This window comes from Clostridia bacterium, from assembly GCA_017554615.1.
Classification (GTDB): domain Bacteria; phylum Bacillota; class Clostridia; order UMGS1840; family HGM11507; genus SIG450.
Genome location: JAFZHY010000013.1, coordinates 112,666 through 136,497, shown reverse-complemented (window position 1 = coordinate 136,497; position 23,832 = coordinate 112,666). Strand labels below are relative to the sequence as shown.

Below are 23,832 nucleotides of genomic sequence, written 5' to 3'. Positions count from 1 at the left end.
TGAACACATGAAGAGAATTACAGCATTTATAATAACATTCGTCTTAATAATGGGATCGGGAGTCAGCGTAAATGCCAAAGGATATACTGAATCTGACCGAGGTATTGCTATAACCTTACAGCTTATAGATTTATTTGGTATTACAGATAAAAGCGATAGTCAGATTATTAAAGAAGCACTTTCGAACTTAGCAAATGAAGATAAAGAGACTCTTGTCAGAGTTTTAAATTCTATAGCATCTACTGTTGACGAGTATTCTGTGTACTACCCTGAAGAAGAATATAATGAGTTTTTAAAAGACATATCAGGAACAGTATACGGAATAGGTGTTACTGCCATTGTAGAAGACGGTGCTTTTATGGTTGTTACCCTTCTTGACGGTGGATCTGCCAAAGAGGCAGGAATTGAGCGAGGAGATAAAATTATAGAAGCAGACGGAGTGGATATAACAGGTCAAAGAGCAGAAAATGCTTCTTCCTATATTACAGGCGAGGAAGGAACTTATGTTAACTTAAAGGTTAAAAAACCAAACGGAGATATAGTTTCCTATACCCTCCAAAGAAGAAAGGTGCTTGTTCCGTCTGTAACAAATACTGTTTTAGATGACAGTATTGGCTATATACTTATAAACTCTTTTACAGAAAACACTCATATAGAAGTTGAGAAGGTACTTAAAGAATTAAAGGATAAAAAAATTGACGACCTTATTATCGATTTAAGATATAACGGTGGCGGTGTTATGGATTCAGGAATTGCCACTGCCGAACTCTTTATGGAAAAGGATAAGGTAATAATATCTACAAAAGATAAAGATGATGAGATTAAATATTATATGTCCCAAAAAGACGGATATGATTTTAACACAGTTCTTCTTACCAATGAATACACTGCATCTGCATCAGAAATTTTTGCATGTGCCCTTATTGATAACGGATACGCTGTAAGTGTTGGTAAAACAACGTTTGGCAAAGCGTGTGCACAGGGGCTTTATCCGATTGCAGTAGGTGGAGCATTAAGACTAACCGTGCTTAATTATTACACACCAAACGGAACGTTTATTAACAAAGAGGGAATAAAGGTTACCCACTTTGTAGAAAACGAAAAATATAAACTTTCAGAAGACCAACTGCCAAAATTAAGTTATACCTATAAATTTAAAAACGGGGATACCAACGAAGAGGTTGAAAAAATTGAAACAATGCTGTATAATTTAAATTACCTGTCAGTTACACCTGATACAGTTTATGATGAAAATACAATGTCGGCTGTTACAAAATTCCAGAGTGAAAAGAATCTTTATCCGTACGGAGTATGTGATTTAACCACTCAGACATATCTTTTATCAGCGTATGCAGAGGCTGAATTTACTGAGGACAGCCAGTTAAAATATGCAATAGAATTATTAAAATAATATAAAGGGGTTTAAATTATGGAAAGAGAAAAAGTTTTAGAAATTTTAAAAGAAGCAGAAGTGTTGCTTGAAGGTCATTTTCTTTTAACATCAGGAAAGCACAGTAACAGATACTTACAGTGTGCAAAAATATTTAAGAATACAAAATATTCCGAAGTTTTATGCAAAGACCTTGCAGAGCAGTTTAAGGATAAAAATATTGATGTTGTTGTCGGCCCTGCTATGGGAGCAGTTATTATGAGTTATGAAGTTTCAAGACATCTTGGAGTGCCAAATTTCTTTACTGAAAGAGAAAATGGCGAAATGGCTTTAAGACGTGGCTTTGAAATTAAAGAAGGGCAGAGAATCTTAGTTGTTGAAGATGTTATTACAACAGGCGGCTCTGTTAAAGAAGTTATTAAACTTTTAACCGATATGGGCGGCGTTGTAGTAGGGGTTGGCTCTATTGTTGACAGAAGCGGCGGAAGCGCAGATTTTGGCGTACCATTCTCTTCAGTTATTAAAATTGATGTTGAAGCATTTGAGCCTGAAGATTGCCCTATCTGTAAAGAAGGAAAAATTCCTGTTGTTAAACCTGGAAGTCGTAACATAAAAAAATAGTTTTATTCGCCTTATGGCGAGTGATATTTACTGTGTAAGTGATATTTGCTTTGCAAGTTATATTGCTTTCTCAGTTAAGAAACGAATAAAATATCACTCTTTACAAAGTAAAGAATATCACTTAAAAAAATAAAGTCTGAAACAATATTATTGTTTCAGACTTTTTTAGTTTTCCAATTAGTCTTTTTTTGTAACTTTGCTGATTCCCTGTTTGGAAATAGTTAACTGAGATTCAGAGCCAAGAGGACCGCAACTGAAAACTACTTCATCATCTTTGATTTTAGTAATTTTACCGCGAAAACCACCGATTGTAGTAATCTTATCTCCTACTTCCATACTTGCAATCATTTCTTTGAACATCTTATCTTTTTTCTTCTGAGGTCTTATTAACATAAAGTAAAAAATGATACCCCAGAATACAACAAGACCTATCATTGGAGCAAGTTGACCTAACTGTCCCATATTATGATACCTCCCAAAATTTACTGTATATATTATACACAAATTTTACCAATTATACAAGTGTTTTTTAAAAACTAATTTTAAGCAAGTTTATCAAGGTTGTCTAAGTTAACTCCTGCTTTTAGTTTTTCGCCGTTTACAAATCTTTCAAGTTCTTCGCAAACGTGAAGAGCAATTCTCTTAAGACCGTTTGAAACAGTACCTGCAATATGAGGAGTAAGAACAACATTATCCATAAATCTTAATTCATTATTTGCAAGAGGTGGTTCAGGGTTTGTAACGTCGATACAAGCAAAAATTCTGTGTCTGTGAAGTTCGGCTATAAGGTCCGCTTCGTTTATAACAGAACCACGGGAAGTATTGATTAAAACAGCGCCCTCTTTCATAAGAGATAAGTTATCTTTATTTATCATATTATCTGTTGCAGGGATAGACGGTGCATGAATTGATACAACATCACATTCTGACATAAGTTCGTTAAGTTCAACTTTTGTAGCACCTATTTCTTCAATCTGTTCTTTAGTAAGAATAGGGTCATACATTAAAATATCAACGTGGAAGTTTTTAAGAAGTTTAACCATATGTCTTCCAACAAAGCCACCACTGATAACCCCAACTTTAATGTCATAGAAGTCTTTAACAATTAAAGTTTTGCTTTCAGCCCATAACCCTTTTGAAGTGTTGGCGTTTAACTGATAAAAACCTTTACATGCAGATAAAGCAAAACCTAAAGCAGTTTCTGCAACACCTTCGCCGATAGCACATGCAGAGTTTGTGATTGGAATTTTCTTTGCAAGATATTCATCAGACATAATAGGCTTAATTGTACCTGCAGCGTGAAGAACAAGCTGAAGGTCAGGGCATAAATCTAAAATTTCTTTTGAGATAACAGGGGATGCCCATGAAGTAATAATAACATTACTTCCTTTAACAAAGTCATGAACATAGTCCATATCGGAAAAATCATCTTTGTCAAAAATTTTAAGTTCGCCCTGTTTTCTAAGTCTTTCATAGTATTTTTCGCTGAATATTGTATCTCTTCTGTCTTTATTAACCAAAACTGTAATTTTCATTCTTTATTCCTCCTGTAATTAGTCTTTATAAACTATTAAAGATTTAGCGGCATATTCTTTTTCAAAAGCGTTACCGTCAAAAGCAGCATCTTGGGGTAAATCTTTAACCCATATCTTTTCTCCGTCTTTCTCTTCTTTGGAAATTTTGCCGCAAAGCATAGCCTCTGTGCAGTTAAGAATTGTATCAATATCTGCAATTTCGTTTGGTTTACCCATAACTTCTTTATATATTTCTCTTATAAAGTTAACATAGATATCTTTAGTATCAATATCAATATGGAATGTACCCTTTGTAGTGAAAATAACAATGTGGAAAGGACGCCACATGCCTGAGCCAACGTGATATGTACCGACAACACCGTTTTCAAATTCCATATTATAAATTTCGCAGCTAAAACCATCTTTTTCAGTTTTTCCTACAAATTTATTGTTGACAATTTTACATCCAACAATGTTTGATAACGCTTCAACAATGTGAACAGAGTAGTTAAATTCATCAACACCGCTTGTGCCGAATACGGAAATTATCTCGCCTCTTTCTTCAACAGGCTTTGCTAAAAATTCTCTTATTTCCTTAGCGTATCTTACTGATGAACAGCCGATGATTTTTGCACCATTTTTAACAAGTTCTTTAGCCCTTTTAATGTCTTTTACAGAGCCTACCATAGGTTTGTCTATAAATACAGGCTTTCCTTTTTTGATAAAAGGCATTGCATAGTCAAGATGGTTATCCCAGTTGCAAGACTGAATAAATCCGATATCAACTTTATCAACCATATCTTCAATTTCATTAACCTTGCCTTCAAGATTGTATCTTTTAACAAACCAGTCTTCCTCGTCTGCCTTACGAAAGCCCTTATTGCAAAGATAATGGTATTTAATATCCATGCAAAAATATTCCATTCTTTCGCCCCATGCTTTAGGATGGGTAATGTCTAAATTAACTAAACCAACTTTTACCATAAAATCACCCTTTTTTCATTTTTTTTAATTTTATCACAATATTTTTTGATTGTATTTAGTTTTTTTTATCTTTTTGTTGTACATTTTTGATTTTTGTGTTATGATAAAGTGAAGCAGGATATTAAAAAATGAGAAAAGGAGATATATATGGATAGTATTAACATTTTAGGAGTAAGAATTGATAAGGTTAATATTAAAGAGGCTATTTTAAAAATAAAGGAATTTATAAAAGGGGACAAGGCTTGTTCTGTTTTTACGCCTAATTCAGAAATTATATATCTTGCAAAGGATGACGAAGAGTTTAAGAATATATTAAATAATTCAGACCTGAACACTGCAGACGGTATCGGCGTTGTATATGCTTCAAAAATTTTAAAAAACCCGATTGATGAGAGAGTGGCAGGGTATGATATAGCATGTGCTCTTTTACCATATCTAAACGAAAATAAATTAAAACTTTTTCTTTTCGGCGGAAAAGAAGGAGTGGGAGAAAGAGCAAAGGAAAACATCTTAAAAAAATATCCTGATATTGATATTTGTGGTATAGAAAACGGATATTTTGAAAGTTCCAAAAAAATTATTGACAGTATAAATGAAAAAGAGCCTGATGTGGTGTTTGTCTGCTTAGGCGCACCAAAACAGGAAAAATGGATAAACGAATATAAAAAAGAACTTAAAGCAAAAGTGCTTATGGGAATTGGCGGAAGTTTGGATGTGTTTTCGGGCGAAGCAAAAAGAGCACCTGAGATTTTTATAAAACTTAACATAGAGTGGCTTTACCGCCTTTTAAAAAACCCGTCAAGAATAGGAAGAATGATGGCACTTCCTAAATTTGGATTTGCAGTAATAAAATCAAGAAAGGGAGATAAATAATGCTTAATGTAAAATTACTTACCTATACAAAGGACTGTGAAAAAATTGTTGCCGCTGCGGCAAAACTATGCTACTCTCCGGCAGGAATTGATGATATTTGTGAAAATCTTAATGACGAAAATACTGCAAGTTTTTTAGAAAGACTTGCCTCTATGAACCATGAAAGCCCATTTGAGCATATGAGTTTCACATTTGGAATAGAGGGCGTTTCAAGAAGCCTTTTAGCGCAGATAACAAGGCACAGAATTGCCTCATATTCTGTAAAAAGCCAAAGATATGTTAAGGAAGGCTCATTTTCGTATGTAACCCCTCCTTATATTGAAAACAATAAAAAAGCAAAAGAAATTTACATAAAGGCGATGGAAGATGACCAGAGAGTTTATGATGAACTTACCGAAATTCTTTTTAACGAGCATTTTGAGTGCCTTATAAAAGAAGGAAAAACAGAAAAAGAAGCAAAACTTATAGCAGAAAAAACTGCAATAGAAGATGCAAGATTTGTTCTTCCTAACTCTTGTGAGACAAAAATTGTGGCAACATTTAACGCAAGAAGCTTATTTAATTTCTTCCATCACAGATGCTGTACAAGAGCGCAGTGGGAAATAAAAGCATTGGCAGACGAAATGTTAAGGCTTGTTAAAGAGGTTGCACCTACCGTATTTGCAAACTGCGGACCTAAATGTGTGAGTGGTCCTTGCCCTGAAGGAGCAAAAAGTTGCGGGAAAAGGCAGGAAATGATTAAGTTTTATAAAGGGGAATAATAATGGGAAAACTTATTGTTATAGAAGGTGTGGACGCTTCAGGAAAAGCCACCCAGACCAAACTTTTATATGAGTATTTATTAAATAAAAAAGGCAATGTTTTAAAAATAGAATTTCCTGATTATGAAAGTCCGTCTTCTTCACTTGTTAAAATGTATCTTAACGGAGAGTTTGGAGAAACTGCAGACGATGTAAACCCTTATGTTGCATCAACTTTTTTCGCTGCGGACAGGTTTGCCTCTTATAAAACCAAATGGGAAAAATTCTATAAAGAAGATTATATTATAGTTTTAGACAGATATGTTACTGCGAATATGATTCATCAGGCGTCTAAATTTAACACTAAAGAAGAAAAAGAAAAATTTATAAACTGGCTTTGTGATTATGAGTACGGACTATATTCTCTTCCTCAGCCTGATATTAAAATTTTCTTAGATGTTCCTGTTTCTATAAGTCGTGAACTTATGAAAGAGAGGCTTAATAAATTCTCAGGAGAAGAAGCAAAGGATATCCACGAAAGAGACGAAGGGTATTTAGAAAAAACATATGAAAACGCAAAGTTTGTTGCCGAAAATTACGGTTTTAATATTATAAACTGCGTAAAGGATAATAAATTAAGAACTATTGATGACATTCAGGAGGAAATTAGAAAGATAGCAGATGGAATTTAAAAAAATCACTTTGGAAGATAAAGTTATCTTTGATGAGTATTATAAAAAATATCCCCAGTATTCAGGGTTTTTAAGTTTTGTAAACCTTTATACATGGGAGCATATTGTCAATTTTAGATATGCTCTTATTTTAGGGCATATTGTAATTAAGTTTGACAGTTATAAAAACAATAATGAATACTATCTTCTTCCTGAAACGGATGAAACCGCTACAAAAACAGTTATGGATAAATTGTTTTCGTTAGGAGAGGTAAGAATTTCTAATTTAACTAAAAATCAGGTGGATATTATAGAAAAACTTTATCCTGAGAAATTTTCCTTTTCCCATAAACGAAGCAGTGATAATTACTATTACAATGTTTTAGATATGGCAACTCTGTCTGGAAAGAAACTTCATTCTAAAAGAAATTTTGTTAACAGATTCAAAAAAGAAAATAACTATAAGTATGAAAAAATAGATGAAAAAACAAAAGAAGAATGTATAAAACTTCTTGATTTATGGTGTGAGAAAAAGGAAAGCGAAGATGCAGGGCTTAAAGCAGAATCTTATGCTTGTAAAATTGCCCTTGAAAATATGGATGCTCTTAACCTAAAAGGCGGGGTTTTAAGGGTTGATTCTAAGGTGGTTGCTTTTTCCTTAGGCGAAGAATTTAATACCGAGTCTTTTATAATACATTTTGAAAAAGGAGATACTCAGTATAAAGGAGTATTTCAGACTATGTTTATGGAATTTGTTAAAAACGAATGTATGCATTTAAATCTTATAAACAGAGAGGAAGATATGGGCTCTGAAGGCTTAAGAAAGGCAAAACTTTCTTATAAGCCTTGCTTTTTACTGAAAATGTATGGAACAGATTAAATTTGATACTGCAAAGAGCAGTGAAATACCTTATCTTAAAAAATTATGGAAAGATATCTTTAAAGATACCGATTCGTATATAGATTTGTATTTTTCTTATAAATTTAAGGAAGGGAACACTTTTGTTTTAAGAGTAGAAGACAGGATAGTTTCCACCCTGTATGTTGAGTATAATGATGTTTTTATTGACTCTAAAATATATAAGGGTGCATATTTTTGCGGAATTTTAACCTTGGAAGAATACAGAAACAAAGGGTATGCCCTAAAACTTATAGAGTATGCTAAAAAGAATATAAAAAATGTGGATATAATATATCTTATCCCTGCAAACGAATCTCTTTTTGAGTTTTATAAAAAATGCGGCTTTAAGGTTTTTACCCATCTTGATAAAGAAAAAGTTTTAAAGGATGAAAGGGTAACACTTCCATCTTATACTAAAGATTACGATTATAATACGTTAAATAAATTTTACGAAAATTCTAGAAACCATCTTTATATAAAAAGAGACGAAAAGTTTTTTGGGGCAATATATGATTGCTATAAAAACATAATGATTTTTAATGACGGATATGTAATCTATTTTATTGAAGAAGGTGTTTTACATCTTGTAGAATATTCCTTTAGTGAAGAGAGAACAAAAGAAATACTAAAAGGAATACTTAATAAAAAGAATTTAGACGAGGGGTTTTTATATAAAAAATGGGGAGATAAACCCTTTAGTGTATGTATAACCGATTTACCCGTAGAAAAGGTGTCAAAAAAATATGTTAATTTAATGCTTAATTAGGAGAGAATTATGCTTTATATGATTTTAAAAGACGGTTTTGAAGAAACCGAAGCACTTGCAACTTATGATTTTATAAAAAGAGGCAATATAGATATAGTTACCGTGGGGGATAAAGATGTTGTAACAGGTACTCACGGAATAAAGGTTTATACAGATATTTTATTTTCTGATATCGATAAAGAAAAGTTAACAGGCGTAATTTTACCCGGAGGACAACCAGGAAGCGACAATCTTTTTAACTGTGAAAAAACAAAAGAACTTATAAATTTTTCATATAAGGAAAATAAGTTAATCTGTGCGATATGTGCGGCACCTTATATTTTAGGAGAAATGGGGCTTTTAAAAGGAAAAAGTGCAACCTGTTTTCCAGGTTTTGAGTCTTACTTAAAAGGAGCAGATATTTTAGATAAAAAGGTAGTAAGAGACGGTAATATTATTACTGCAAAAGGTATGGGTGCAAGTTTTTTATTCGGCAGAGAAATAGTTAAATATTTTAAAGGCGAAGAGTTGGCAGAAAAAATTATGGAAGGAATATTCGCAAAATAAAATGAAGAGTAAATTCCGAAAAGAATGCCTTGAAAAAAGAGAGAAAATTAAAAGGCAGAACTTAGATTTAAAAGTATTTGGTTTAGAAGAATATAAAAATGCAAAAACGGTGTTTATATATCTTTCCACCCCATTTGAGATTGATACTATGGGAATACTTCATAAAGCACTTAAGGAAAAAACAGTTCTTGTACCTTATTGTGTTGATGACAAAGGAAATATGATAGCCTGTAAAATAGATAGTTTAAGTGATGTTAAAGAGGGCAGATTTTCTATTTTAGAGCCAAAAAACCCGATAGAATATACAAAAAATATTGATTTTACTCTTGTTCCTGGGGTTGCCTTTTCAAAGGATGGATACAGAATAGGCTATGGGAAAGGGTATTATGACAGGTTTTTAAAAACCCATAAAACTTTCTCTGTCGGTTTGTCTTCTGACGAACTTTTATTTGACAAAATTCCGACAGATTCTTTTGATGTTAAACTTGATATGATTATCACACCGACCAAGGAGATAAAAATATGAATGTGAGTTTTATTTTAGTGCTTTCACTGATAATTCAACTGCTTATAAGGCTGATTGTTAAATTAGTGTTATCCAGCGCTTTATCAATACCATTTGTTTATTATGTTGAACTTATGATAGTATCAACCTTAAGCATATTTTTACCTGCCTATTTATATCTAAAAGATAAAAAAAGAGGGTATTTTACAGACTGTTTTTCAGGTGTTAAACCCAATATGTTAATGGCAGTTTGCTTACTTATAGGCTTGTTTGGTCAGTATGCCTCCATTCTTGTAAACATTCCGTCAGTTTTACTTGTTAAAAAATTCGGAGGGATTATTTCATCATATAACCTGCCGATTAACAGTTTTGGAATGTTTTTATTAGCAACCTTTGCTGTTTGTGTACTTCCTGCAGTGTATGAAGAAGTAATGTTTAGAGGGGTTGTATTTAACTATTTTAGGCAGTACGGTAAAAAGGCGGCAATTTTAATATCATCATTCTTATTTGCGCTTATGCATTGTGATTTTACTAATTTCTTTGCAACCTTTTTAATAGGAGCAATATGTGCATATACCGTATCTAAAACCAACAGAATAGTCTATTCAATGATTATTCACTTTATGGTAAATTTTGTGTCCCTATCCTCTTCTTACATACTAAAATCAAATGTATTAACCGATTTATATAACGATTGGTTACCTGCACTCTTTATTGTGGCAATTCCTCTTATTATCTATCTTTTGACAGTTGTAAGAGACAGGGCAGAGTATCTTCCTTATAAGGATATGGAAAAATACGAAAAAAAGGTAGAAAGTGTTGTTAAAATAAACGAAGAGAGCAGTATTAAAATTATTGAGCATAGTGTTAAGGAAAATAATCTTCCTATGGCTTTATCCAAACTGTTTTCAACAGTGTATGTTTATATTATAATAGCGCTCTTTATCTATCTTGGAGGAAGTAACTTATGGTAGTAAAAGGTAAGAAACTTTTTAGAATACTTGGTGTTTTTATATCACTTATCCTTGCTTTGTCTTTACTTGTTGTTTTAGAAATAAACGGAGTTTTTACTAAAAATGACGGTTGCGTGATAGAAGTTAAAAGCGGAGAAACTTTTTCGGATGTTTTATCTACACTAAAAGAAGAAGATATGATTTTTTCTAAAACTCTTTTTAAAGGTTATGCCAAAGTTTTTCACAGCGATAAAATAAATAACATAAAAGCAGGAAAATATACTTTTGGTAAAAACTTAAGTTATGAAAACATTATAAAGATTTTATCAAACGAGCCTCAATATGGAACAGTCAGCGTAACTATCCCTGAGGGTTTTGAATTAAGGGAAATTGCAGCACTTCTTGAAGAAAAAGGCTTATGTGATAAAGAAAAGTTTTTAAAAGTTGCAGACACTTATGACTTTGACTTTAAATATAAAAGCGAAATAAAAAACAAAAAAAACAGACTGGAAGGCTTTTTATTTCCTGACACCTATATTTTTGCAAAAGAAGGAACAGACGAAGTTTTAATAATTAAAACAATGCTTCAAAGATTTTTAGAAATTTATGAAAAATATGAAAATAACAATTCGGGATATTCTGTTTATGAAATAATAACATTAGCATCAATAATTGAAAGAGAGGGAAAATCAAACGAAGATTTTTATAATATTTCCTCCGTTTTTCATAACAGACTAAAAAGAACCGATTATCTTAACCGTCTTCAGTCATGTGCTACCGTGCAGTATATCTTAAAAGACAGAAAAGCAGTTTTATCGGTTGCCGACACTAAAATTGATTCACCGTATAATACCTATATAAACCCAGGTCTTCCGATAGGCCCTATATCCTCCCCTGGAGAAAGAGCAATAGATGCGGCAATTAACCCGAATAACACAGACTATCTTTATTTTTTAAATGACGAAAACGGGAAACTTTATTTTTCCAAAACTTTAGACGAGCATAACAAAGTTAAAAATGTATATGTAAATTAGGAGTAAATAATGGAAAATCTTATTAACTACGATTATATAAAAAAGTATATAGAAGATTTAACTCCTCCTACCAGTGAGTTTATGCAAAAATTAGAGATTTTTGCCTATTATAATCATGTGCCTATAATAACCAAGGACACACGAAGATTTTTAGAAGTGTTTTTAAAAATTCTAAAACCTGAAAAAATCTTGGAGGTAGGAACAGCCATCGGCTATTCTGCAATAACCTTTGCAAATATCCTTCCTGACGCAAAAATCACAACTATTGAAATTGACGAAGAAATGTTTGATTTGGCATATAAAAATATTAAAAAAGCAGGGTACAGCGACAGGATAAATTTAATATTAGACGATGCAAGAAATGTTCTTCCGTATCTTGAAACATCATATGACTTTATTTTTATGGATGCGGCAAAAGGGCAGTATACCGACTATTACTTACCTGTAAAAAAACTTGTAAAAACAGGCGGAGTTTTAATGAGTGATAATATCCTCTTTAAAGGAATGGTTGCAAACGAAAGTATTGTCCAGAAAAATAAAAGAGGAATAGTTAACGACCTTATGGATTTTAATAAAATGTTATCAGAAGATAAAGATTTTGATACTTCGTTTATCCCAATGGGCGACGGAGTTGCAATAAGTATAAAAAAGTGATTTTAAAAAGGTGATAAAAATGTGTAAAAAACCTGAACTTCTGGCACCCGCCGGAGATTTAATAAAATTAAAAACAGCCATTGACTATGGAGCAGACGCAGTATATATAGGCGGAAAAGCCTTTTCCTTAAGAGTTGCGTCAGATAATTTTTCTTATGATGAAATGAAAGAGGGAATAGAGTACGCGCATACAAGAGGTAAGAAGGTGTATGTTGCATTAAATATAATTGCCCATAACAAAGATTTATATAATCTCACAGAATATTTAAAGCAACTTGAAGAGTTAAAGGTTGACGGAGTAATAGTTGCCGATTTAGGTATTATGAATACTATTAAAAAATATGCACCGTCTTTAAATCTTCATGTAAGCACTCAGGCAAGTATAACCAATTACGAAACAGTTAAGTTTTATAAAGAAGCGCTTGGTGCAACAAGAGTTGTTCTTGCAAGGGAACTGTCATTAGAAGAAATAAAGGAAATAAAAGATAATAACCCTGACCTTGAAATAGAATGTTTTGTGCATGGAGCGATGTGCATATCCTATTCAGGAAGATGCCTTTTATCTAACTATATGACAGGCAGAAACTCAAACGAGGGGGACTGCGCTCAGTCTTGCAGATGGAAGTATCATCTTATGGAAGAAAAACGCCCGGGACAATATCTTCCAGTTTATGAGGATGAGAGAGGAACATTTATCTTTAATTCAAAAGATATATGTATGATAGAGCATATTGATAAACTTGTAAAAGCAGGAGTTTCAAGTTTTAAAATAGAGGGAAGAGTTAAGAGCGAATATTATGTTGCAACGGTTGTAAAAGCATATAGAGACGCCATAGACGATTATTTTAACAATAAACCGTTCAATAAGGAATTAGAAGACGAACTTAAAAAAATAAGCCACAGACAATATACCACAGGTTTTTATTTTGGAAAACCTGATAACACAGCACAGGTTTATACAACTAATTCATATGTAAGAAGTTATGAACTTATAGGCACTGTAACCGAGTATTTAAAAGATACAAAAGAAGTGGTAATAGAGCAAAGAAACAGATTTTTTAAAGACGACGAACTTGAAATTTTAATGCCTGACCAACCGTGTTTAAAATTAAAGGCAACAAAAATTATAAATGAAGATAATGAAGAAATAGATATTGCTCCTCATCCAATGAATAAAGTAAGAATTCCTTGTGATATAGAAATTAAACCTGGTTCGTTTGTAAGAAAAGAAAAATTACTTTAAAGTAATGCTAAAAAAATATCCTTTGATAAAAAGGATATTTTTTTAATTTGTCGAAATTATAATATAGAAAGCAACGAAAAGAGGTGTTACCGTTGAGACCGCAAGACTTAGAAGAAAAAGAGTTTAAAGGTATGTATATATATGCGGATAAAACGGTGCATTTTTCGCTATATATAAGTGCCTCACATTCCTTTAAGGAATTATAATATGCCTTTAATATATATTATTTAAAAGGCATATTACAAATATTTTGTAACATTGGAGGACTTATTATGAAAATCAAAATAATCGAAAAAAAATACAACGCAACCGAAAAAATGAAAGAAAAAATGGAAAAGAAACTTTCTAAGTTCGATAATTTTTTCGAAGACAATTCAGAAGCCCAGGTTGTTTTGATTAAGGAAAAAGAAAGAGAAATAGTTGAAATAACTATTCACACAAAAGATACTATCTTTAGAGTAGAGCAGTCTACAAGAGATATGTATGAATCTTTTGACGAATGTATTGAAAATTTAAAGAAACAGATAAGAAAATATAAAACAAAACTGGAAAAACGTTTTAAAGGAAAGAAAATTGAAGCAATCGACTGGGAGCCATATGATTTTCAGGATGAGTACTCCGAAGAAGATTTCAATATTATAAAAACTAAAACAATTTCCGTTAAACCAATGTTTGTAGAAGAGGCAATACTTCAGATGAATCTTCTTAACCACCAGTTCTTTATCTTTAAAAATGCAGAATCAGGTCTTACCGATATAGTGTATAAAAGAAAAGACGGAGATTACGGTTTAATAGAAACTAAATAGATAATAAGAATTTTTTAATATATGCAGAGGGTTTTTGCCCTCTGCTTTTTTGTTACTTTTTAAAAAAGAAAAATCAAATTTTTTTACCTAAAAAGTATTGACAAACTAAGACTGGTGTAATATAATAACTTAGGTTGTAAAGGCAAAGTACTTTACATTGCCGAAATAAGAGGTGAGTTTCTTGGCAAAAGATTTAAAAATGTGTGTTCTTCTTGATATATACGGAGAGATTATCACCGAAAAGCAATATGAAGTGATGGATTATTATTATAATCAGGATTATTCTCTTAAAGAAATCAGTGAGCAGTTAAATATTACCCGTCAGGGAGTAAGAGATGCAATAAAAAGAGCAGAGCAAAGTATTTTAGAGAGTGAAGAAAAACTTAAACTTAGCGAAAAGTTTCTTGCAAACCGTATAAAATTAGAAAAAATAGGGGTAATTTTAGAAGAGATTGACACTCTTAATAATAAAGAAGTAAAAAACAGTCATATCAGTAACCTTATAAAAGAAATTGCCGATACTATTTTGGAACTTGATTTTTGATTATAAAGGATGTGAGATATAGTGGCATTTGATAATTTAAAAGACAGATTATCCGATATATTTAAAAATTTAAGAAAAAAGGGTAAACTTTCCGAGGATGATGTTAAGGTTGCAATGCGTGAAATAAGAGTTGCACTCTTGGAAGCAGATGTTAACTTTAAAGTTGCAAAAGATTTTGTTAAATCAGTAAGTGAAAAAGCAGTCGGAGAGCAGGTTTTAGAAAGTCTTACTCCCGGTCAGCAGGTTATAAAAATCGTTAATGAAGAGTTATGTGCTCTTATGGGGGGAGAAAACGAGAAAATAAAGTTTTCAGACAGTCCGCCTACGGTTATAATGCTTGTCGGTCTTCAGGGTACAGGTAAAACCACTACCTGCGCAAAACTTTCAGGCATACTTAAAAAACAGGGTAAACGCCCAATGCTTGTAGCCTGTGATGTTTACCGTCCTGCAGCAGTTAAACAACTTATCACAGTAGGCTCATCATTTAATGTTCCCGTATATTACGAGGAAGATTCAAAAGAGCCTGTTAAAATAGCAAAAAATGCAATAGAAAAAGCAAAAAGAGATTTAAATGATGTTGTAATTATTGATACAGCAGGGCGTCTTCATATTGACGAGGATTTAATGGCAGAGTTAGAAGCCATAAAGGAAAGTGTTAAACCTACCGAGATTTTGCTTGTTATAGATGCTATGACAGGTCAGGATGCGCTTAATTTTGCAACTAAGTTTGACGAAAGGCTTGATATTACAGGCATAATTGTTACCAAACTTGACGGTGATGCCAGAGGCGGTAGCGTTCTTTCAGTTAAAGCGATTACAGGCAAAAGTGTTAAATATGTCGGTATGGGAGAAAAACTTAACGAACTTGAGCCTTTTTACCCAGACAGAATGGCGTCAAGAATTTTAGGAATGGGCGATGTTCTTACTCTTATTGAAAAAGCAGAAGAAGCATTCGACTTAAAAAAAGCCCAGGAACTTGAAAAGAAAATGAAAACCAAAACTTTCACTTTCACAGATTTTCTTGACCAGATAGATCAGATAAAGAATTTAGGGCCTATTGAAAATATTTTAGGAATGCTTCCGGGTGTTAATAAAAAAGCACTTGCAGGAGTAAAAATTCCTGAAAATCAGTTTGATAAAACAAAAGCGATTATCCTTTCTATGACATTAAAGGAAAGAGAAAATCCGTCAATTATAAATCTTTCAAGAAAAGAAAGAATTGCAAAAGGAAGCGGAACTTCCGTTCCCGAAGTAAATGCTCTTTTAAAACAATTTGAGCAAATGAAGAAAATGATGAAGCAGTTTTCAGGTAAAAAACTTCCAAAGCATTTTCGAGGTATGTTTTAGTTAATAAAAAAATAAATAAATAAAAAAATGGAGGAATTTAACATGGCAGTTAAAATCAGATTAAAAAGAATGGGTGCTAAGAAAACACCTTTTTACAGAGTAGTAGTAGCAGATTCAAGATCACCAAGAGACGGTAGATTTATCGAAGAAATCGGCACATACAATCCTTTAACAAAGGAAAAAGAATTCAAAGTAGATGCTGAAAAAGCAAAGAAATGGATTGCAAACGGTGCTCAGCCTACAGATACTGTTAGAGATTTACTTAAAAAGAACAACATAATTTAAGGGTGAAGTTATGAAAGACTTACTTAACTATCTTGCTTCCTCATTGGTTGACAACCCAGAAAGTGTTAAAATTGAGGAAAGAGAAGAAGAAAGAACTATTTACTATACCCTTCAAGTTGACGAAAAAGATATGGGTAAAATCATCGGTAAACAGGGCAAAAATGCTCAGGCTATAAGAACTCTTATGAAAGCCGCCGGTGCAAAAACTGATAAAAGGATTATAGTTGATATAATATGAGTAAAGTTGAAGTTGGCAAAATTGTCAATACAAGAGGTTTAAGAGGCGAAGTCAAAATATATCCTTATTTAGACGAGATTGAGGTATTTAACGAGTTTGAATATCTTTTAGTTGATAATAAGGAATATAAAATAAAAGGAATAAAATTCTTTAAAAATATGGTTTTTGTTACCTTTTTTGGTGTAGACTCTGTTGAAGCGGCAGAAAGTTTAAAAAATCAATTAGCAGAAGTGTATGTTAAAGATTTGCCAGAACTTTCTGACGGAGAATTTTATATAAAAGATATATTGGGCATGGAAGTTGTAAAAGACGACGGAGAAAAGTTAGGAATTATAAAAAATGTTTTAAGAACAGGTTCCAACGATGTCTACGAAGTTGAAAGAGACGGTAAAAAGCCTATGTATCTTCCTGCTATTAAGGATGTTATTATTAACACAGACCTTGACTCTAACCGTATGACTGTGCATATTATACCGGGCTTAGATGAAATATGAGAATAGATATTTTAACTTTGTTTCCAGATATGATTATGGGAGTATTGGGAGAATCGGTTACAGGGCGTGGCCTTAAAAACAACCTGTTTGAACTTAACTTAGTTGATATAAGAGATTTCACACTGGATAAGCACAGAAGGGTTGACGATTATCCGTATGGCGGAGGAGACGGAATGGTTATGCAGGTTGAACCAGTTATAAGAGCGTATAACCATGTAAAAAAAGAAAATTCAAGGTTTATCTTTTTAACTCCTCACGGTAAAACCTTTAATCAGAGTATGGCAAAAGAACTTTCAAAAGAAGAACACCTTATATTTCTTTGCGGTCATTATGAGGGAGTGGACCAAAGGGTTATTGATATACTAAACCCTGAAGAATTATCTTTAGGCGATTTTGTATTAACAGGTGGCGAACTGGCTGTAATGCCTATATGCGATAGTATTTTGAGGCTTCTTCCGGGAGTTTTGGGAAACGAAAATTCTATAAAAGAAGAATCTTTTGAAAATAATCTTTTGGAATATCCGCAATATACAAGGCCCGAAGAATATGAGGGGCATAAAGTTCCCGAGGTCTTATTATCAGGCCATCATAAAAACATAGAAGACTGGCGTTTTGAAAAATCATTGGAAGCAACATTTAAAAAAAGGCCGGATCTTCTTGAAAATGCCAATTTAAGTAAAAAACAGGAAGAAATTTTAGAAAATATTAAAAAAAGTCTTGCAAAAGACAAATAATTATGATACAATGTTAAACTGTATTAGGGTGTTCCTCTGATAGTTAGCAATGAATTTTGCTTAAGGGCTATTTATGAATTCCCAGGCAAGAAGGGAGGATAAAGCAATGGATATCATTAAATCTATTACTGCTGATCTTATAAGAACAGATTTGCCTGAATTAAATATTGGTGATACTGTTAGAGTTTTCGTTAAAGTTCGTGAAGGTAACAGAGAAAGACTTCAGGCTTTTGAAGGAACTATTATCAGAAAGAAAAATGGTGGAATCGCAGAAACATTTACAGTTAGAAGAGTTTCTTACGGTGTAGGTGTTGAAAGAACATTCCCTGTTAACTCACCTAATATAGGTAAAATCGAAATTATTAGAAAAGGTAAAGTTAGAAGAGCTAAACTTTATTATCTTAGAGACAGAGTTGGTAAAGCAGCTAAAGTTAAAGAAAGAATCTAATAATAAAAAAAGGGGCTTGAAAGCACTTGCATTATGTGTGAGATGTTTTTAAGCCTGTTTTACTTTTTGGAGGTATTTTAATGAGCGAAAATATTGAAAACAACAATATGAATGATGAAACATTTGAAAATATAGAAAATAACGAACAAGATGTAAAAAACGATTCTTCCGAGGAAATAATATTTGAAGTATTTGAAGAAAATGAGCCGAAAAAGAAGAAAAGTTTTATTAAAGAACTTTTTGACTGGGTAGTGTCAATCGCTGTTGCTCTGCTTATAGTAACCGTTCTTCATCTATACGTTTTTGTAAATGTTGAGGTAGACGGTGCATCAATGAATTCTACCTTAACACATGGAGACAGGCTTTTTGTTTCAAGGCTTTTTTACACACCGAAAAATTCTGATATAGTGGTACTTGCGCCTACCCTAAAAGAAGGCACTATTGTAGGAAAAAGCATTATTTCCTATAATTCAAAAGAAAAGCCTTTATATATAAAAAGAGTAATTGCAACCGAAGGGCAGACAATAGATATTAAAGACGGCAGAGTTTATGTAGACGGTGCTTTAATTGATGAGCCATATCTTGATGAGGGCGTATTCACTTTAGAAAAGTCTACCGAACTTCCTTTAACAGTTCCGAAAAATTGTGTTTTTGTTATGGGAGATAACAGAAACAACTCTTCAGACAGCAGAGACGCAAGAGTCGGCATTGTAAGAAGAGAGCAGATTGTAGGAAAAGCAGTTTTCAGACTGTTACCGTTAAATAAATTCGGAGGAATAAAATGAATATAAACTGGTTTCCCGGTCATATGAAAAAAACCGAGGGGCTTATAAAAGATAACTTAAAATTAGTTGATATAGTAATTGAACTTGTTGATGCAAGAGTTCCTCTTGCATCCAAGAACCCTTTGATAGACGAGATTATTAAAAATAAGCCTCGTCTTGTTGTGTTTAATAAATCGGATATGGCAGACGATAATATCACAAACGACTGGATAAACTATTACAGAAAACAGAATATTAAAGTGGTTAAAACAAATTCGATTGACTCAAAAAGTTTTAGCAATGTATATGAGGGCATAAACGAAGTTTTAAAAGAAAAAATAGAAAAATATAAAGAAAATAACCTTAATCTTGTTATAAAAATGATGGTAGTAGGAATACCTAATGTGGGTAAATCTTCTTTTATAAATAAGATTTCCAAAAGAGCAGGTGCAAAAACAGGCGATAAACCGGGCGTTACAAAAGGCAAACAATGGGTGAGGCTTCAAAAAGGGTATGAATTGCTTGACACTCCTGGTATTTTATGGCATAAATTCAGCGATGAAATTGTCGCAAGAAAACTTGCATTTGTAGGCTCTATAAAAGACGAGATATTAGATATTGAAGAACTTGCTTTTTATCTTCTCGATTTTTTAAAAAATAATTATCCTGATAATTTAAAGGATAGATATAAGGTTGATTTTACCCCTGAGGCTGATACTTATGAACTTATGGAAGAAATAGCAAAGAAACGAGGCTTTGTTATAAGAGGGGGAGAAATTGATTTAACAAGATGCGCCAATACAATTTTAGATGAATTCAGAGGATTGAAACTTGGCAGAATAAGTCTGGAGAAACCATTATGAGCCTTATAGAATTTGACAGAGAAATTAAAAAAGAAGGATATAATATAATATGCGGGGTAGATGAAGCAGGAAGAGGTCCTCTTGCAGGTCCTGTGTATGCCTGTGCAATAATTATGAAAGAAGACTTCATAATACCTGATGTTAACGACTCTAAAAAACTTACCGAGAAGAAAAGAGAAGCGCTTTACGATATAATTTTAGAAAACGCATATTGTTATTCTGTCGCATCAGTAGACGAGGAAGAAATTGACAGGATAAATATTTTAAATGCCACATTAAAAGCAATGGATATGGCTATAAATAACCTTAAAATAAAGCCTGATTTAGCTTTGATTGACGGAAACCAAAACAGAGGTATTATCTTAAATAACCGTACAGTGGTAAAAGGCGATGCAAAATCATATAATATTGCAGCAGCATCTATAATTGCAAAAGTAAGCAGGGACAGATTTATTTTAAAAATGGATGAAATCTATCCAGAATACGGTTTTAAAAATCATAAAGGCTACGGTACAAAAGAGCATATGGAAGCATTAAGAAAATACGGGCCTTTAAAAATTCACAGAAAGACTTTTTTAAAAAACCTATGAAAAAAAGAGAAAAAGGTAACTTAGGCGAAAGTATTGCATCTTTATACCTTAGTTTAAAAGGCTATAAAATCTTAAAAAGAAATTATACTCTAAAAGGCGGAGAAATAGATATAATAGCCTCAAAAAATGATGAAATTGTAATTATAGAAGTAAAAACAAGAAAAAATGATAATTTTGGCGCTCCGAAAGAAGCAGTTGATAAAAATAAAGCAAAGCATATAATATATGGAACCAAAGTATTTTTAAATAAAAATTTTTTATTTGATAAAAAGGTAAGGTTTGATATAATCGAAGTTTATCTTCCAAAACTTAAAATTAATCATATTAAACACGCTTTTGAAATTTTTTAATCTAGAAATTTCAAAAATTGCTTGAAATATATGGAATTTTATGATAAAATGAAATAAATTTATCTTTAAAATTCACGGAGGAAATGAGAATGGGCTTAACCATAAGTAATAAAGCAGCAGGTATTTCACCGTCTCCAACCCTTGCTATCGATTCAAAATTTAAAATGATGAAGCAAGAAGGCATTGATGTTGTAGGCTTTGGAGCAGGAGAACCTGATTTTGATACACCTAAACATATAAAAGATGCTGCTATTAAAGCAATAATGGACGGGGCTACAAAGTACACCCCTGCATCAGGTACAGTTGAAATTAAAAAAGCAGTAGTTAATAAATTAAAAGAAGAAAACGGTCTTTCTTATGATATTTCAGAAATAGTAGTTTCAAACGGTGCAAAGCATTCGCTTGTCAATGCATTTATGGCAATACTTAACCCTGAGGACGAGGTTATTATCCCAACACCTTTCTGGGTAAGTTATCCTGAAATGGTTAAACTTGCAGACGGTAAACCTGTCTTTGTTGAAACTTATGAAGAAAACAACTTTAAGTTTTCTATTTCTGATTTAGAAAAGGTTTTAACCACTAAAACAAAAGCACTTGTTTTAAACAACCCGTCAAACCCTACAGGGATGCTTTATACAAAAGAAGAACTTAAAGAAATAGCAGACTTTGCTATAAAGAATAACATATATGTTATCTCTGATGAAATATATGAAGCACTTGTTTATGACGGAAAAGAAAGTTATGTAAGCATAGCAAGTTTTAATGACCAGATAAAAGACTTAACAATTATTGTAAACGGTGTCTCTAAAACTTATGCTATGACAGGGTGGAGAATAGGCTATACTGCATCTAATATAAAAATTGCAAAAGCGATGAGCAATATCCAGAGCCATGCAACATCCAACCCTAATTCTATCGCACAGGTTGCGGCAACTGCAGCGCTTAACGGTCCTAAAGATGAAATGTTAAAAATGAAAGAAGCGTTCTCTAAGAGAAGAAACCATCTTGTTGATTTAATAAATAATATAGATGGCGTATCCTGCATTAAGCCTGACGGTGCATTTTATGTAATGATGAACATATCATCACTTTTAGGCAAAACTTATAATGATACAGTAATAGATAATGTTGATACATTATGCGAACTTCTTTTATCAGAAGTTAAACTTGCTCTTGTTCCGGGTACTGGGTTTGGAGCACCAAACTATGTAAGATGGTCTTATGCTACAAGTATGGATAACATAAATGAGGGTGTAAAAAGGCTTTCGCTGTTCATAGATAACTTAAAGTAAAGATAAATAAAAAGTTTATCAATCAGCGATTGATAAACTTTTTTAATATTTAACAAGGAGAAAAAATATGAAAATTGCATTTATCGGCGCAGGTAATATTGCATCTGCAATAATCGGTGGAATTGTAAAAGAAGGCTCAGTAAAAAAAGAAGATATTTTAATTTATGATGTTAATAAAAATGTTTATGAAAAATATAAGAATGATGGTATGTCCTTAATGGATAGTTTTTCCGATGCCCTTTTGGCAGATATTATTTTTCTTACCGTAAAGCCTCAGTTTTATAATGATGTTTTATCCGATATGAAAGATATAAAAAATAAAGTAATAGTTACCGTTGCCCCTGGCATTACTATTAAAAGAGTTAAAGGATATCTTGATTACAGCAATAAAATAATAAGAACAATGCCAAACACTCCTTTAATGGTAGGCGAAGGTATGACTGTTATGGCAAAGGACGAAAATGTCAGTGATGAAGAATTTAATTTTGTAAAATCTCTTTTTGAAAAATCAGGCAAAGTGCAGATTATAAAAGAAGAGTTAATAGATGCAACTATTGCAGTTGCAAGTTCCTCTCCTGCATATATTTATATGCTTATAGAAACATTGGCAGACGGGGGAGTTTTAAACGGTCTTACCAGAGACAGTGCGATTAAAATGGCAGCACAAGCAGTTTTAGGCTCTGCAAAAATGGTGTTGGAAACTGGAATTCATCCTGGAGAACTTAAGGATATGGTTTGTTCCCCTAACGGAACAACAATTTGTGCAGTAAAAGAACTTGAAGATAAGAATTTCAGAGGCACTCTTCTTAGTGCTATGGATAAATGTTATAAAAGAACAAAGGAAATGTAGGGAAAAATTATGTTGTATGGATTTCTTGCCGGACTTACAGTTATTATAAGCAGTATATCAGGCTCTGTTTTAGGAATTTTAGTAAAAAAAATATCCCATAAAACAAATGATGCCTTGTTAGGCTTTGCAGCAGGTGTTATGCTTGGCGCTGCCTTTTTAGGTTTGCTTCCGTCTGCTTTTTTAGATACAAATACCATAAAACTTAACTTACTGGCAGTTTTGGGAGTGTTTTTGGGTGCTTTATTTATAAGTGTTATTGATAAATTTGTGCCTCATATACATATCCATTCAGACGGGGAAATAAAAGAGGATAACAAAAAATATAAATCAACCAACAGAATCTTACTTTTAATTATTGCAATCGCTATCCATAATATTCCTGAAGGGTTGGCAACAGGTCTTTCGTTTGCCGAAGGTTTAACTAAAGAAGGGCTTATTATTGCTCTTTCTATGGTAGTGCAGAAAATTCCTGAAGGGCTTATTGTGGCAGTTCCTCTTATTATGTCAGGTATGAGTAAGGCTAAAACATTTCTAATATCTCTAATTGTCGCTCTTATGATGCTTCCTGGTGTTATATTGGGGATAATCTTAGGAACACTTCCACCGGTACTTCTTTTGTTTTTCAATGCTTTTACATTCGGCGCAATTATTTATGTTGTGTCAGACGAAATTATACCCGAATCTCATGAGCACGGATTTCAAAAAAATGCAACCTTTGCCTTAATTACAGGTATTTTAATGGTTGTACTTATAGGTTTAATTTAATAGTTTGTTTATTTTTAGTGCAGTACCTTGTTAGGTACTGCATTTTTTATTGCAAAAAAAGCATAAT

The 23,832-nt window shown here is 32.5% G+C and carries 31 protein-coding genes; 28 read left to right on the top strand and 3 right to left on the bottom strand.

What is annotated here, in order from left to right; translation table 11 throughout:
- Window positions 1-7 precede the first annotated feature (7 nt).
- Both IKZ35_03350 and pyrE read left to right on the top strand, forming a co-directional pair.
- A complete protein-coding gene (locus IKZ35_03350) occupies window positions 8-1,411 on the top strand; it encodes a peptidoglycan-binding protein (protein ID MBR4892999.1) in 1,404 nt (467 codons plus the stop codon).
- Between the two features lie 18 nt (window positions 1,412-1,429).
- Window positions 1,430-2,011 (top strand): orotate phosphoribosyltransferase, encoded by a 582-nt coding sequence (pyrE, locus tag IKZ35_03345; protein MBR4892998.1) that lies wholly within the window; start codon window positions 1,430-1,432, stop codon window positions 2,009-2,011.
- A 177-nt stretch (window positions 2,012-2,188) separates the two neighbouring features.
- Here the strand turns inward: pyrE and yajC are convergent, their stop codons facing one another.
- The 3 genes from yajC to IKZ35_03330 all read right to left on the bottom strand — a co-directional run bounded on the left by yajC (window position 2,189) and on the right by IKZ35_03330 (window position 4,509).
- The gene (yajC, locus tag IKZ35_03340; protein ID MBR4892997.1) at window positions 2,189-2,446 is read right to left on the bottom strand and encodes a preprotein translocase subunit YajC; all 258 of its coding nucleotides are present in this window, start codon (window positions 2,444-2,446) and stop codon (window positions 2,189-2,191) included.
- A 107-nt stretch (window positions 2,447-2,553) separates the two neighbouring features.
- Window positions 2,554-3,546: a hydroxyacid dehydrogenase gene (locus IKZ35_03335; GenBank protein MBR4892996.1), complete on the bottom strand. Its 993-nt coding sequence runs from the start codon at window positions 3,544-3,546 to the stop codon at window positions 2,554-2,556.
- 18 nt (window positions 3,547-3,564) lie between these two features.
- Window positions 3,565-4,509: a Gfo/Idh/MocA family oxidoreductase gene (locus IKZ35_03330; protein ID MBR4892995.1), complete on the bottom strand. Its 945-nt coding sequence runs from the start codon at window positions 4,507-4,509 to the stop codon at window positions 3,565-3,567.
- Window positions 4,510-4,656: 147 nt separating this feature from the next.
- Between IKZ35_03330 and IKZ35_03325 the strand changes: the two genes are divergently transcribed.
- The 26 genes from IKZ35_03325 to IKZ35_03200 all read left to right on the top strand — a co-directional run bounded on the left by IKZ35_03325 (window position 4,657) and on the right by IKZ35_03200 (window position 23,765).
- Window positions 4,657-5,382 carry a WecB/TagA/CpsF family glycosyltransferase gene (locus IKZ35_03325; GenBank protein MBR4892994.1) on the top strand — a complete coding sequence of 242 codons (726 nt, stop codon included), beginning with the start codon at window positions 4,657-4,659 and terminating at the stop codon, window positions 5,380-5,382.
- Complete coding sequence (locus IKZ35_03320; protein ID MBR4892993.1) at window positions 5,382-6,143, top strand: FAD-dependent thymidylate synthase; 762 nt, start codon at window positions 5,382-5,384, stop codon at window positions 6,141-6,143. The genes IKZ35_03325 and IKZ35_03320 overlap by 1 nt, the downstream gene beginning before the upstream one ends.
- Window positions 6,143-6,814: a thymidylate kinase gene (locus IKZ35_03315; protein MBR4892992.1), complete on the top strand. Its 672-nt coding sequence runs from the start codon at window positions 6,143-6,145 to the stop codon at window positions 6,812-6,814. The genes IKZ35_03320 and IKZ35_03315 overlap by 1 nt, the downstream gene beginning before the upstream one ends.
- Window positions 6,804-7,673 (top strand): DUF2156 domain-containing protein, encoded by an 870-nt coding sequence (locus IKZ35_03310; protein MBR4892991.1) that lies wholly within the window; start codon window positions 6,804-6,806, stop codon window positions 7,671-7,673. The genes IKZ35_03315 and IKZ35_03310 overlap by 11 nt, the downstream gene beginning before the upstream one ends.
- The gene (locus IKZ35_03305) at window positions 7,660-8,460 is read left to right on the top strand and encodes a GNAT family N-acetyltransferase (protein ID MBR4892990.1); all 801 of its coding nucleotides are present in this window, start codon (window positions 7,660-7,662) and stop codon (window positions 8,458-8,460) included. The genes IKZ35_03310 and IKZ35_03305 overlap by 14 nt, the downstream gene beginning before the upstream one ends.
- Window positions 8,461-8,469: 9 nt before the next feature.
- Window positions 8,470-9,006 carry a DJ-1/PfpI family protein gene (locus IKZ35_03300; GenBank protein MBR4892989.1) on the top strand — a complete coding sequence of 179 codons (537 nt, stop codon included), beginning with the start codon at window positions 8,470-8,472 and terminating at the stop codon, window positions 9,004-9,006.
- A gap of 1 nt (window position 9,007) precedes the next feature.
- Window positions 9,008-9,532, top strand: a complete 525-nt coding sequence (locus IKZ35_03295; GenBank protein MBR4892988.1) for a 5-formyltetrahydrofolate cyclo-ligase — start codon at window positions 9,008-9,010, stop codon at window positions 9,530-9,532.
- On the top strand, window positions 9,529-10,485 hold the full coding sequence (locus IKZ35_03290; GenBank protein MBR4892987.1) for a CPBP family intramembrane metalloprotease: 957 nt from the start codon (window positions 9,529-9,531) through the stop codon (window positions 10,483-10,485). Before IKZ35_03295 ends, IKZ35_03290 begins: the two co-directional genes overlap by 4 nt.
- Window positions 10,479-11,498: an endolytic transglycosylase MltG gene (mltG, locus tag IKZ35_03285; GenBank protein ID MBR4892986.1), complete on the top strand. Its 1,020-nt coding sequence runs from the start codon at window positions 10,479-10,481 to the stop codon at window positions 11,496-11,498. Before IKZ35_03290 ends, mltG begins: the two co-directional genes overlap by 7 nt.
- Window positions 11,499-11,507: 9 nt before the next feature.
- Window positions 11,508-12,152, top strand: coding sequence for an O-methyltransferase (locus tag IKZ35_03280; GenBank protein ID MBR4892985.1), 645 nt, complete (start codon window positions 11,508-11,510; stop codon window positions 12,150-12,152).
- Window positions 12,153-12,171: 19 nt separating this feature from the next.
- The gene (locus IKZ35_03275; GenBank protein ID MBR4892984.1) at window positions 12,172-13,395 is read left to right on the top strand and encodes a U32 family peptidase; all 1,224 of its coding nucleotides are present in this window, start codon (window positions 12,172-12,174) and stop codon (window positions 13,393-13,395) included.
- A gap of 272 nt (window positions 13,396-13,667) precedes the next feature.
- Window positions 13,668-14,201, top strand: a complete 534-nt coding sequence (gene raiA, locus IKZ35_03270) for a ribosome-associated translation inhibitor RaiA (protein ID MBR4892983.1) — start codon at window positions 13,668-13,670, stop codon at window positions 14,199-14,201.
- 181 nt (window positions 14,202-14,382) lie between these two features.
- Window positions 14,383-14,745 (top strand): DNA-binding protein, encoded by a 363-nt coding sequence (locus tag IKZ35_03265; protein ID MBR4892982.1) that lies wholly within the window; start codon window positions 14,383-14,385, stop codon window positions 14,743-14,745.
- A 21-nt stretch (window positions 14,746-14,766) separates the two neighbouring features.
- The gene (gene ffh / locus IKZ35_03260; GenBank protein MBR4892981.1) at window positions 14,767-16,092 is read left to right on the top strand and encodes a signal recognition particle protein; all 1,326 of its coding nucleotides are present in this window, start codon (window positions 14,767-14,769) and stop codon (window positions 16,090-16,092) included.
- 42 nt (window positions 16,093-16,134) lie between these two features.
- A complete protein-coding gene (gene rpsP, locus IKZ35_03255; GenBank protein MBR4892980.1) occupies window positions 16,135-16,377 on the top strand; it encodes a 30S ribosomal protein S16 in 243 nt (80 codons plus the stop codon).
- Between the two features lie 10 nt (window positions 16,378-16,387).
- Window positions 16,388-16,615, top strand: a complete 228-nt coding sequence (locus IKZ35_03250; protein ID MBR4892979.1) for a KH domain-containing protein — start codon at window positions 16,388-16,390, stop codon at window positions 16,613-16,615.
- Window positions 16,612-17,109 carry a 16S rRNA processing protein RimM gene (gene rimM, locus IKZ35_03245; protein MBR4892978.1) on the top strand — a complete coding sequence of 166 codons (498 nt, stop codon included), beginning with the start codon at window positions 16,612-16,614 and terminating at the stop codon, window positions 17,107-17,109. The genes IKZ35_03250 and rimM overlap by 4 nt, the downstream gene beginning before the upstream one ends.
- A complete protein-coding gene (gene trmD, locus IKZ35_03240) occupies window positions 17,106-17,843 on the top strand; it encodes a tRNA (guanosine(37)-N1)-methyltransferase TrmD (GenBank protein ID MBR4892977.1) in 738 nt (245 codons plus the stop codon). Before rimM ends, trmD begins: the two co-directional genes overlap by 4 nt.
- Before the next feature lie 106 nt (window positions 17,844-17,949).
- Window positions 17,950-18,291 carry a 50S ribosomal protein L19 gene (rplS, locus tag IKZ35_03235; GenBank protein MBR4892976.1) on the top strand — a complete coding sequence of 114 codons (342 nt, stop codon included), beginning with the start codon at window positions 17,950-17,952 and terminating at the stop codon, window positions 18,289-18,291.
- Window positions 18,292-18,371: 80 nt separating this feature from the next.
- A complete protein-coding gene (lepB, locus tag IKZ35_03230; protein ID MBR4892975.1) occupies window positions 18,372-19,076 on the top strand; it encodes a signal peptidase I in 705 nt (234 codons plus the stop codon).
- Window positions 19,073-19,918: a ribosome biogenesis GTPase YlqF gene (gene ylqF, locus IKZ35_03225; GenBank protein MBR4892974.1), complete on the top strand. Its 846-nt coding sequence runs from the start codon at window positions 19,073-19,075 to the stop codon at window positions 19,916-19,918. Before lepB ends, ylqF begins: the two co-directional genes overlap by 4 nt.
- The gene (locus tag IKZ35_03220; protein MBR4892973.1) at window positions 19,915-20,508 is read left to right on the top strand and encodes a ribonuclease HII; all 594 of its coding nucleotides are present in this window, start codon (window positions 19,915-19,917) and stop codon (window positions 20,506-20,508) included. The genes ylqF and IKZ35_03220 overlap by 4 nt, the downstream gene beginning before the upstream one ends.
- Entirely contained in the window at window positions 20,505-20,858 is a 354-nt protein-coding gene (locus tag IKZ35_03215) for a YraN family protein (GenBank protein MBR4892972.1), read from the top strand. The genes IKZ35_03220 and IKZ35_03215 overlap by 4 nt, the downstream gene beginning before the upstream one ends.
- Before the next feature lie 89 nt (window positions 20,859-20,947).
- Window positions 20,948-22,150, top strand: coding sequence for a pyridoxal phosphate-dependent aminotransferase (locus IKZ35_03210; GenBank protein MBR4892971.1), 1,203 nt, complete (start codon window positions 20,948-20,950; stop codon window positions 22,148-22,150).
- A 67-nt stretch (window positions 22,151-22,217) separates the two neighbouring features.
- Window positions 22,218-23,000 (top strand): pyrroline-5-carboxylate reductase, encoded by a 783-nt coding sequence (gene proC / locus IKZ35_03205; protein MBR4892970.1) that lies wholly within the window; start codon window positions 22,218-22,220, stop codon window positions 22,998-23,000.
- Between the two features lie 9 nt (window positions 23,001-23,009).
- A complete protein-coding gene (locus tag IKZ35_03200) occupies window positions 23,010-23,765 on the top strand; it encodes a ZIP family metal transporter (GenBank protein MBR4892969.1) in 756 nt (251 codons plus the stop codon).
- Window positions 23,766-23,832 lie beyond the last annotated feature (67 nt).